This window comes from Ramlibacter sp. (assembly GCF_035554825.1).
GTDB lineage: Bacteria > Pseudomonadota > Gammaproteobacteria > Burkholderiales > Burkholderiaceae_C > Ramlibacter.
Genome location: NZ_DATMHS010000015.1, coordinates 25,337 through 35,228 on the forward strand (window position 1 = coordinate 25,337; position 9,892 = coordinate 35,228).

General features: G+C 72.0%; 7 protein-coding genes. All 7 read left to right on the top strand.

Translation table 11 applies throughout. The features are described from left to right. Positions 1-53: 53 nt before the first annotated feature. Complete coding sequence (locus tag VNT59_RS01480) at positions 54-2,225, top strand: hypothetical protein (RefSeq protein WP_325495915.1); 2,172 nt, start codon at positions 54-56, stop codon at positions 2,223-2,225. Continuing rightward, positions 2,215-3,450, top strand: a complete 1,236-nt coding sequence (locus VNT59_RS01485; protein WP_325495917.1) for a glycosyltransferase — start codon at positions 2,215-2,217, stop codon at positions 3,448-3,450. Before VNT59_RS01480 ends, VNT59_RS01485 begins: the two co-directional genes overlap by 11 nt. A 3-nt stretch (positions 3,451-3,453) precedes the next feature. Next, positions 3,454-4,887, top strand: a complete 1,434-nt coding sequence (locus VNT59_RS01490; protein ID WP_325495919.1) for a hypothetical protein — start codon at positions 3,454-3,456, stop codon at positions 4,885-4,887. Beyond that, positions 4,884-6,152, top strand: a complete 1,269-nt coding sequence (locus tag VNT59_RS01495) for an O-antigen ligase family protein (protein WP_325495921.1) — start codon at positions 4,884-4,886, stop codon at positions 6,150-6,152. Before VNT59_RS01490 ends, VNT59_RS01495 begins: the two co-directional genes overlap by 4 nt. Further along, positions 6,149-7,633: a mannose-1-phosphate guanylyltransferase/mannose-6-phosphate isomerase gene (locus VNT59_RS01500; RefSeq protein WP_325495923.1), complete on the top strand. Its 1,485-nt coding sequence runs from the start codon at positions 6,149-6,151 to the stop codon at positions 7,631-7,633. Before VNT59_RS01495 ends, VNT59_RS01500 begins: the two co-directional genes overlap by 4 nt. Continuing rightward, complete coding sequence (locus VNT59_RS01505; protein ID WP_325495925.1) at positions 7,630-8,943, top strand: glycosyltransferase family 4 protein; 1,314 nt, start codon at positions 7,630-7,632, stop codon at positions 8,941-8,943. Before VNT59_RS01500 ends, VNT59_RS01505 begins: the two co-directional genes overlap by 4 nt. 12 nt (positions 8,944-8,955) lie before the next feature. Continuing rightward, positions 8,956-9,892 (top strand): NAD-dependent epimerase/dehydratase family protein (locus VNT59_RS01510; RefSeq protein ID WP_325495927.1); only part of this gene is annotated, 937 nt, incomplete at its 3' end.

The window sequence follows — 9,892 nt, forward strand, 5'->3', positions numbered from 1 at the left end:
CACCGCTTCGCCCGCCTTCCCAGCGCCGGACCTCGCCGCCGCCCACGCGCAGCATGCGGATCCGGCAGGAGATCCCGCTGATGGACCTGCAGCACCTGTTCCTGATCTTCCGTGCCCGCCTGGCCTGGATCGCCCTGTGCGGCGTCGTCTTTGCCGCGCTTGGCCTCGGCGCCGGGCTGATGCTGCACCGGCGTGCGGCAACCGCAACGCTGCTGGTCAGCAGCCCGATCGTGGAGGTCGACGCCAGCCGGCGCAGCGGGCCGCCGCCCGGGGCCGCCTCCAGCGCCGTGGAAGTGCTTTCCAGTCCGAAGGTGCTGCAGCGCGTGATCGCCACCCTGAACCTCACGCCCGATCACCCGCAGGCGCGCAGCTGGGGGCGGATGGGCGAGACGGACACCAGCGCGGGCGACTGGATGGCGATCCACCTGCTCAACGACGTGCGTTTCACCGCCGCGGCGGACAGCAGCATGGTCACGGTGACGGGCTATTCGCGGGATCCGGTTTTCGCCAAGGCGCTCGCCAACGCGTTCGCGCAGGCGTACCAGCAGGTCAGCCGCGAGGTGCAGGCCGACCAGGCCGGGGCCCGCGCCGCGCAACTGGAGCAGGGGCTGCCCCGCATCGAGGACGAACTGCGGTCCGCCCGGGCGAGCATGACGCAGTTCCGCATGGCGCACGCCGGCTTCAATCCCGACGACCGGAACACGGCGACCGCCGGCACGGTAGCCGCGCTCTCGACACAGCTCGCACAGGTGGAGGCGGGGCCGGGATCGGCGATGGCGAGCCGGGCGGACGGAGACCTGCAGGACCCCGCCCTGCAGGGACTGCAGCTGGAGGCCCGCCGGGCCGCCGCCCGCTGGCAGGAAGTCTCGGCCAAGTACGGCCCGAACCATCCGGCCCACGTCGACGCCGCATCCGAAATGAGCCGGGCCGAGGCAGCGCTTCAGGCCGCGGCCGCCAGCACCTGGCGCGCCAACAGCCGCAAGGCGGCCAGCCTGCGCGCGGCGATCAAGCTGCAGCAGGCCGAGGCGGTCGGCCAGGCGGCGCTGCACGAGGAGTATTCCGCCTTCCAGCGTGCCTTGTCCGCGGCCGAGGCGAGCGCCAACAACACGCGCGCGGCCCTGCGCCAAGCGCGACTGGAGCGGGACGCAGCCCTGGGAACGGCCGCCGTGTTCGCGCCCGCCATGCTCCAGCCGGCCGGGGCGACCGACCCGTGGCGCCGGGCCCTGCCCCTGGGCGCCGCCATCGGCTTGCTGCTGGGCAGCATTTTCGCGCTGCTGGCCGAGGAGTGGTCGCCCCGCGTGCGGCGCTCGCGCAGCACGATCGCCGCGCTGGGCACTCGCCTGCTGGCGCGGGTGCCTGCGGCGACGCTGCGGCGTCAGACGCGCCGCGCGCTGCTGCAGGCCGAGCCACGGGACGGCGAACCCCTGGAGTCATACGCGGGCGTGCCCGCGGACGCGCAGAGGCAAGCGCTGGGGCGCATCGTGGCGCCCCAGCAGTTGGCGGGCCCGGCATCGGCGCAGCGGCTGCCCCAGGCCCGGGCCACACCGGCGGCCCGCGCCGCCGCCGACCACCAGCCTTCCGGGGCAGCGGACGACGGTCCGCTGCCCTCCCCCGGCTTCGTGGTCGACCTGGACCCGACGCACCCGGTGGCCGAAGCGGTGCGGGAACTGCGCACGAACGTGCTGCTGGAATGGCGCCAGAGCGGGCAGCGCCGCCCGGTCTGCCTGCAAAGCCTGCACCACGGCGACGGCCGCACCTTCATCGCCTGCAACCTCGCCATCGCCTTCGCCCAGGCCAACGTCCGCACCGTGCTCGTGGACCTGGACCTCCGCACGCCCGGGGTGCCCAAGCTGTTCGGCATTCAGCCGGGCCCCAGCGCGGCCAGCCTGCTGGCCGGCCAGCACGTCACGCCGCACACGGTCGACAGCCGCGGCTTCCTCGACGTGCTGCCGGCCGGGCCGCGTGTGCCGAATCCGCAGGAGCTCGTTTCCAGCACGGCCCTGCCCGACCTGTTGCGGGACCTGAACCAGCGGTATGAGGCCGTGGTCATCGACGGTCCGGCGTGGAGCTGCGGCGCCGACGCCCAGCTGCTCGCATGCGCCGGCGCGGACGTGGTGCTGGTCGCCCGCAGCGACCACACGCCGCTGCGCCAGCTGCAGGAAATGCGCGACCGGCTCGCCCAGTTGCAGGTGCGCATCCTGGGAGTGGTGACCAATGAACACTGAGGCCGCTCCCCGCGCGCCGGTGCGCGAGGCGCCGCCCGCGCCGCAGCCTCCTGCGCGGCGCCAGCGCATCGCGATCTTCGCTCCGCACCTGGCCACTCCCATCCGTAACGGCGGCGACCTCTACATCTGGCGCAAATGGGGCTCGCTCGACCCGCATCGGCATGCGGCGCGGCTGTTCGCGGCTGATGGCGTCTACGAGCTGGCGCCGGCCGGCTGGACGCGCCTGGGCGAACAGGACTCGTCGAGCATGCGTGGCAAGGCGGCGGCGGCGGCGCACGCGGTGCTCGCTGGCGGCGACTACCTGTCCTCACGCTTCGACACGCCCGCGTATCTGGCGCGGGTTCGTGCCAACCTGGCCGGCAGCCCGGACCTGGCCGTCTACAGCCTGCCCAGCACCTGGCTGCATGTGGCCCCGCTCGTGCAGGGTGCGGGCGCATCGCTGGTCGAGACCCACAACTACGAGCCCAAGTTCTACCTGGACCGCGCGGCGGAGGGCCGTGGCCCGTTCCGGATGGCCGCGGGCATGGCGGCCGTGCGGGCGCACGCCCTGCTGGCGCGCCTGCCCAAGGACCTGCCCCTGGTCGCGCTCGGCGCGGCGGACGCCGAGATCTTCCGGGCGCTGGGCCACCGCACGGTGCTGCTGTCCGGGCTGGGGTACGAGCTGGAGCCGCCGCGCGCCCGCTTCCCGGACGCGGGGACCGTCCGGATCGCGTTCGTCGCCGCGTTGTCGATCACGATGAACGTGGCCGCCATCCGGAACTTCGCCGACCACGGGCTGCCGGCGCTGCGCGCCGCGCTGGGCCCGTCGCTGGCGGTGCACGTCGCCGGCAGCCGCCCCGGTCCCGCGCTCGTGGCTCGCCTGCGACGCGGCGGGATCGAGGTGCACGCCGATCCCACCGACGCGCAACTGGCCGACCTGCTGGACGGCTGCCACGCGACCATCCTGCCGTTCGAATCGAGCAACGGCTTGAAGCTGAAGTTCGCCACCGCCGCGGCCCGCGGCATTCCCATCCTCAGTTACATCCAGCCACCGCCCGAACTCGCCGGCGCGGCCGCCGTGCTCACCAGCCAGGACATGGCGCAATGGGCGGCGTTCCTGCGGCGGCTGGCGCAACCCGGGGCGCTGGCCCAGGCCGCGCGCGAGCTGCAAGGCATCGTCAGTGGCCGCACGTGGCGCGCGTGCGTTCAAGGCACCCTGGCGGCGCTGCGGCTGGAGGCCGCCTGAAACATGCTGCGGCTCACGCTGTCCTGGACCGCCGTGACGCAGCTGTCGCTGGCGCTCACGCAGTTGCTGCTCCTGCCGCTGGAAGTGCGGCTGTGGGGCCTGGAAACCACCGCACAGTGGAACACCGCCATCGCGTTGGCAGCCCTGTTGTCCGCGGCGGACTTCGGCCTGCGCGGCTTCGGCCACGCCTCGCTGCGGCGCGGACCCGCCAGCCGTGCCGACGGGGGCGAGTCGTTCGAGCCGGTCTGGGCGATCCAGCGGCTGCTGGTCGCCGGCGTGCTGCTCCTCGCGGCCCTCGCCGCGGCCGTGGCGATGTGGCTGCAGATCGCGCCCGGCGGCCAGTGGCTGCTGTGGCTCATGATCGCCTACGCGGTGGAGGCGCTGCTGTCCGCCCGCGGCATGTACATGGACACCCTGGGCATGATCGCCCGGGCAGAGGCGAGTTATGCGTCGATGGCCAGCAGCCGGCTGGCGGCCGCCCTGCTCGCGCTGGCGGTCTTCGAAGCCTCGCCCCGCACGCTGGCGCTGATCTACGCCGGCTCGGCGCTCGGGGCCCTGCTGGCGCAAGGGCACTGGCTGCATTCGACCTCGCCGCTGCGCCTGGCCGCCGGCGGCTTTCGCAGCATGAACCTGCAGACGCTGCAGCTGCTGCGTTATTCCATCGGTCACCCGTTGTCGCAGTGGTGCCGCCCGAACCTGCCGGTGCTGGTGCTTCATGCGATCTCCTCGGCGGCCATGGTCAACGCGTTCGTCGCGTTGCGGGCCGTCTTCGGGCTCTCGCGCCAGGCCGTGCTGCAACTCGCGCGTTTCGCCTCGGTGCAGTACGCGGTGACCGAGGATGCAGGGCCGCGGCGCCTGGCGCTGCTCCGGTGGACGTATGCCGGCGTTCTTGTCGGCACCGCCTGCGCGCTCGCGGTTGAACTCGATGCCGGCGTGCTGCTCTCGCGCTGGGTGCCCGGCACCTCCGCGGCCGGCTACCAGTGGGTGTCGCTCGCGCTGTCGCTGTCCGCGCCGTTCTTCGCCACGCAAGTCCTGCTGCTGGCGTACATGCGAGCCGGATCCGAGCGCCAGGCCGCCTGGCTGCAGCTTGTCTACGTCGTGCTGGCGGTGGCGGCCGCGCTGGCTGCGACCGCGCTGGCGACGCTGGCCGGCTACTTCTGGAGCTTCCTGGCCTGCGAGATTCTCTACAGCGCCTTCGTCCTGGCGCACACCCGCGAGCAGCACATCGCGGCCGCCTTCCTGCGCTGGTCGATCACCGGCCTGCTCGTGATCCTCGCGGCCACCGTGCTGGTTGCCTGGACGGGCACGGTCGACGCGGGCTCGCCGGCCCAGCACGCGGTGCTGCGCACGGGCGTCTTCCTCGCGCTGCTGGCGGTCATGGTCGTGCAAGCACGCGAACTGGCGGTGCCGGCGACCCCCAGCCGGGAGGCGCCATGAGTCGGCACTTCTCCCAGTCCGCGGCTGGCCGGCTCGTTCGCCGGCCGGAGTTCATGCTGGGCGCGTGGCTCAACACTTTTTTCGCGGCCATGATCATCGGCCACAGCCGCCAGCCGGCGCTGCTGTTCGTGGCGCTGGTCGCCGGCGCCGCGCTGGTCGTCGTGCTCACGTGGGGCCGGCCGGCGCGCCACCAGATCGGGCCCATGACCGCATGGGGCTCGCTCGTGCTGCTGGGCGCGATCCTGGCCGGTTACGCGGCGAACCTGGACCGCTACGACGCCTCCTTCGTGTTCGCCAACGTCACGAGCATGGTGCTGGCGCTGGGCATGGCGTACCTGGTGGCGACCCGGCTGGACCTGGACTGGCGCTTGCTGCTGGCCTGCCACGCCGTCGTGGCGCTGCTGCTCATGCCGCTGCCCATCGCTGCCGGCCAGATGGTCTGGGGCCGCCTCCTGCCGGGCGGGCTGCACCCGAACTACCTCGGCATGATCGCGATGGTCGCCTTCATCGGCGCGCTCGGCATGCGGCCGCGGCTGCTGCGCTGGCTGGTGCTGCTGGTGGCGAGCGCCGTGATGGTGGCCGTCTCCTCGCGCGCCTCGATGCTCGCATCCGGGGTCGCGGCACTGGCCCATGCCGCAGCCGGCGCGGCAGGGGCGCCGCCGCGCGCGCCCGCGCTCGCCGGCGCACGCACCGTCCACGCCGCACTCGCGGTGCTTGGCGTCGGCGCCGGGGCGCTGGCGCTGTGGCTGCTGGAAGCCGACTGGCTCATGCGCGCCGCGGACCTGCTCCTCAAGATCGACGACCCGTATCGCGGCGTCGGGACCGGCGCCTCCGGCCGCACCGAAGCCTGGACCGCGGCACTGGCCTTGTGGAGCGCGCAGCCGCTGCTGGGCGTCGGTTTCAAGGGGCATACCTTTCTCATGCCCCAGGAACTACCAGCGCACAGCGCCTACCTGGGCTTGCTCGCCGAGACCGGCGTCCTGGGGATGGCCGGCTACCTGACGCAGTGCGGCGCCGCGGTGGCCGGGCTGTGGCGGCAGCGGCGCGACCCGGCCAGCCGGGCCGGCATCGCGCTGGTCGCCAGCTACCTGGTCTACGGCCTGGTCGAGACCCGCGCCGTCGGGTTCGGCAACCCCTACTCGATCCTGTTTCTGTGGATCGCGCTCTATGCCCCGCGCCTTCCCCTCGCCGAGCCGTTCCGCATCCCGCGTTCCCACGCATCGCAGCCAGGGCCCATCTCGCGGCCGGAGGGTTCTCCACCATGAGTTCATCCAGCATCCTGCCCGTGGTGCTTGCCGGCGGCAGCGGGACCCGGCTGTGGCCGCTCAGCCGGCAGCTGCATCCCAAGCAGTTCCTCGCCCTCGAAGGGCCGCACACGCTGTTCCAGCAAGCCGTGCTGCGACTGGTCGCGCTCGCCGAACAGGGCGACGACCTGCTGCCGGCCTGCGCCGCCGGCAACGAGGAGCACCGCTTTTTCCTGCGCGACCAGCTGCACGAGATCGGCCAGGACGAAGCCACTGTGTTGCTGGAACCATCGGGACGCAACACTGCCCCGGCCGTGACGCTCGCCGCCCTGCACGCGGGCAGCGGCGGCGACGACCCGGTGATGGCGATCACGCCGTCCGACCACACCTTCTCGGACCACGCCGCATTCACCGCCACGCTGCGCCGGGCGGTGGCGGCGGCGCGCGAAGGCTGCATCGCGCTGGTCGGCATCAGGCCGGACCGCGCCGAAACGGGCTTCGGCTACATCCGGTGCGAGGGCGACGGCCTGGTGCGCACCGTCACGGCCTTCGCGGAGAAGCCCGACGAGCGCACGGCCCGCGGCTACCTCGAGCAGGGCGGGTACTTCTGGAACGGCGGCATGTTCGTGCTGCGCGCGTCGACCTGGCTGCGGGCGATCGCGGCCTACAAGCCGGACCTGCTGGAGGCGACCCGCTGCGCGTGGGAACTGCGCCGCCATTCGGACGGCTTCGTGCGCCCCGACAAGACGGCGTTCGCGCGGATTCCCGCCGACTCGGTGGACTACGCCGTGCTCGAGCGCTGCCCGCTGGATGCGCAGGCACGCTTTTCGCTCAAGATGGCGGTGCTGGACTCCCAGTGGTCGGACCTGGGCGCGTGGGACGCCGTCTGGCAGGCCGGCGGCAAGGACGAGCACGGCAACGTTTCGCACGGCGATGTCGCGCTGCACGACAGCCACGACTCGCTGGTCTACGCCACCAGCCGCCTGGTCAGTACGGTGGGTCTCGACCACATCGTGGTGGTCGAGACCCCCGACGCCGTGCTGGTGGTCGACCGCTCGCGCAGCCAGGACGTGCGGCAGGTCGTGCAACTGCTGGCGGCGCGCGGCCGCGGCGAAGGCACGCAGCCGCGCCTGGTACGCCGCCCCTGGGGCTGGTACGACAGCATCAGCTCGGGCCCACGGTTCCAGGTCAAGCGGATCCTGGTCGCCCCCAAGGCCAGCCTGAGCCTGCAGATGCATCACCACCGGTCCGAGCACTGGATCGTCGTGTCGGGGACGGCGCAGGTCACGTGCGGCGACCGCACCTGGCTGCTCACGGAAAACGAGAGCACCTACATCCCGCTTGGCCAGGTCCATCGCCTTGCCAACCCCGGCGCCATCCCGCTGGAAATCATCGAGGTGCAGTCGGGCAGCTACCTGGGCGAGGACGACATCGTGCGGTTCGAGGACACCTACGGGCGCTGTGAGGCGGCCGGCCTGCCGACAGGAGGTGGCGGGGCGTGAACGATTCGAGCTTCCGACTGCCCGGCGGCACGGGCACCAGCCGCCCGCCTGGCGCGGGCCGCCGACCGCTGCCCACCGCCGCAGCGATCAAGCTGATCGTGCACGACTATGCGGGGCACCCATTCCAGGTGGAGTTGAGCCGGGAACTCGCACGCCGGGGCTACGACGTGGTGCACGCGTACTTCGCCGACGACCGCGGTCCCAAGGGCGACATGCGGCGCCGGCCGGACGATCCGCCGGGGCTGTCCTTCCGCGGCCTGCACGTGGGCGGCTACTCCAAGGACGACTTCGTGCGGCGCCGGTTCGGCGACCTCGCGTACGGCCGCGCGCTGGCCGCATTGGTGCGCCGCGAAGGGGCCGACCTGGTGCTGTCCGGCAATACGCCGACCGAGGCGCAGGAAGCGCTGCCGGGTGCCTGCCAGTCCGTGGGCGCGCACTTCATCCCGTGGGTCCAGGACTTCTACAGCGTGGCCGCCACCCGCCTGCTGGCGGGCCGCCTGGGTTGGCCGGGCTGGCTGATCGGCGCCTTCTACCGTCGCCTCGAGCGGCGCCAGCTGGCGCGCGCCGACGCGATCGTGCTCATCACGGAGCAATTCCGCGCGCTCGCGGAGCGCTGGAGCGGCGAGCCGGGCAAGGTGTTCACGATCGAGAACTGGGGCCACCTTGGCATCTCGCCACTGCCCAAGGCCACGCCGTGGAGCTTGCGCCATGGCCTGGCGCACGGCTTCAACTTCCTCTACAGCGGCACGCTCGGCCTGAAGCACGACCCGGCAATGCTGGTGCAGCTGGCGCGCGCGATGGCCGGCCGCGCGCGAGTCGTCGTCGCCGCGCAGGGCTCCGGGATGGCGCGGCTGGCCCGGATGGACGCGCGGCCGGACAACCTGGTGCTGCTGCCGTTGCAGTCCTTCGCCGACCTGCCCTCCACCCTTGCCTGCGCCGATGTCGCACTGGCGCTCATCGAGCCGGACGCCGGCGCGTTTTCCGTGCCGTCGAAGGTGCAGTCGTACCTGTGCGCCGGCAGGCCGGTGCTGCTGTCCTCGCCCCGCGAGAACCTGGCCGCCCAGGTGCTCGAACGCGAGCGCGCGGGGCTGGTGACCGCACCTGGCGATGCGGCCGCTTTCGTCGCCGCGGCCGAGCGGCTGCTGGGCGACGCCGCGCTGCGCGACGGGCTCGCCGCCCGCGGGCGCGCCTATGCCGAGGCGACGTACGACATCGGCCGGGTCGCCGACCGGTTCGAACGCGTGTTCGGGCGCGCCCGGGCACGCCGCCCCGCGCCCGCCGCACACGACCTGCAACCCACCACCGAATAAGGAGCAACCACGATGACCGACACAAGAACTGCGCTCGTTTGCGGCGCCGGGGGATTCATCGGCAGCCACCTCGTCAAGCGTCTCAAACGCGAGGGGTTCTGGGTGCGCGGCGTCGACTTGAAGTTCCCCGCGTTCGCGCCGACGCAGGCCGATGACTTCGTGATCGGCGACCTGCGCGACCAGTTGCTGTGCCAGCTGGTGGTCGACCGGCGCTTCGACGAGGTCTACCAGCTCGCCGCCGACATGGGCGGCGCGGGCTACATCTTCACCGGTGAGCACGACGCCGACGTGATGCACAACTCGGCCGCCATCAACCTCAACGTGCTCGAGCTGTGCCGGCGACGCAACGTTCGCGGGCTCTTCTATTCCTCGTCGGCTTGCATGTACCCCGCCTACAACCAGGAGGACCCGGACAACCCGAACTGCAGCGAAGATTCGGCCTACCCGGCCGCCCCCGACAGCGAGTACGGATGGGAAAAACTCTTTTCCGAGCGGCTGTACCTGGCCTACAACCGCAACCACGGCATGCGCAACCGCATCGCCAGGTTCCACAACATCTTCGGGCCCGAAGGAACCTGGGACGGCGGCAAGGAGAAAGCGCCGGCGGCGATCTGCCGCAAGGTCGCGCGCGCCTCCAGCAACGACAGCATCGAGATCTGGGGTGACGGCGAGCAGACGCGATCGTTCTGCTACATCGATGATTGCGTCGAGGGCATCTACAAGCTGATGCAGTCGGACTATGCCGAGCCGTTGAATCTGGGGCAGGATCGGCTGATCAGCATCAACGATCTGGCCGACTTGGTGGCGGAGATTGCGGGGATCGAAATCCAGAAGAGGCACGTGTCCGGCCCGCAGGGCGTGCGCGGGCGGAATTCCGACAACACGCGCCTGAGGCAGGTGCTCAACTGGGAGCCGCGGGTATCGCTGGAAGACGGGCTTAGGAAGACCT

Coding starts and splice junctions, on each gene's coding strand:
- VNT59_RS01490 (WP_325495919.1), top strand. CDS start 3,454: ATGCTGCGGCTCACGCTGTCCTGGACCGCCGTGACGCAGCTGTCGCTG.
- VNT59_RS01495 (WP_325495921.1), top strand. CDS start 4,884: ATGAGTCGGCACTTCTCCCAGTCCGCGGCTGGCCGGCTCGTTCGCCGG.
- VNT59_RS01500 (WP_325495923.1), top strand. CDS start 6,149: ATGAGTTCATCCAGCATCCTGCCCGTGGTGCTTGCCGGCGGCAGCGGG.
- VNT59_RS01485 (WP_325495917.1), top strand. CDS start 2,215: ATGAACACTGAGGCCGCTCCCCGCGCGCCGGTGCGCGAGGCGCCGCCC.
- VNT59_RS01480 (WP_325495915.1), top strand. CDS start 54: ATGCGGATCCGGCAGGAGATCCCGCTGATGGACCTGCAGCACCTGTTC.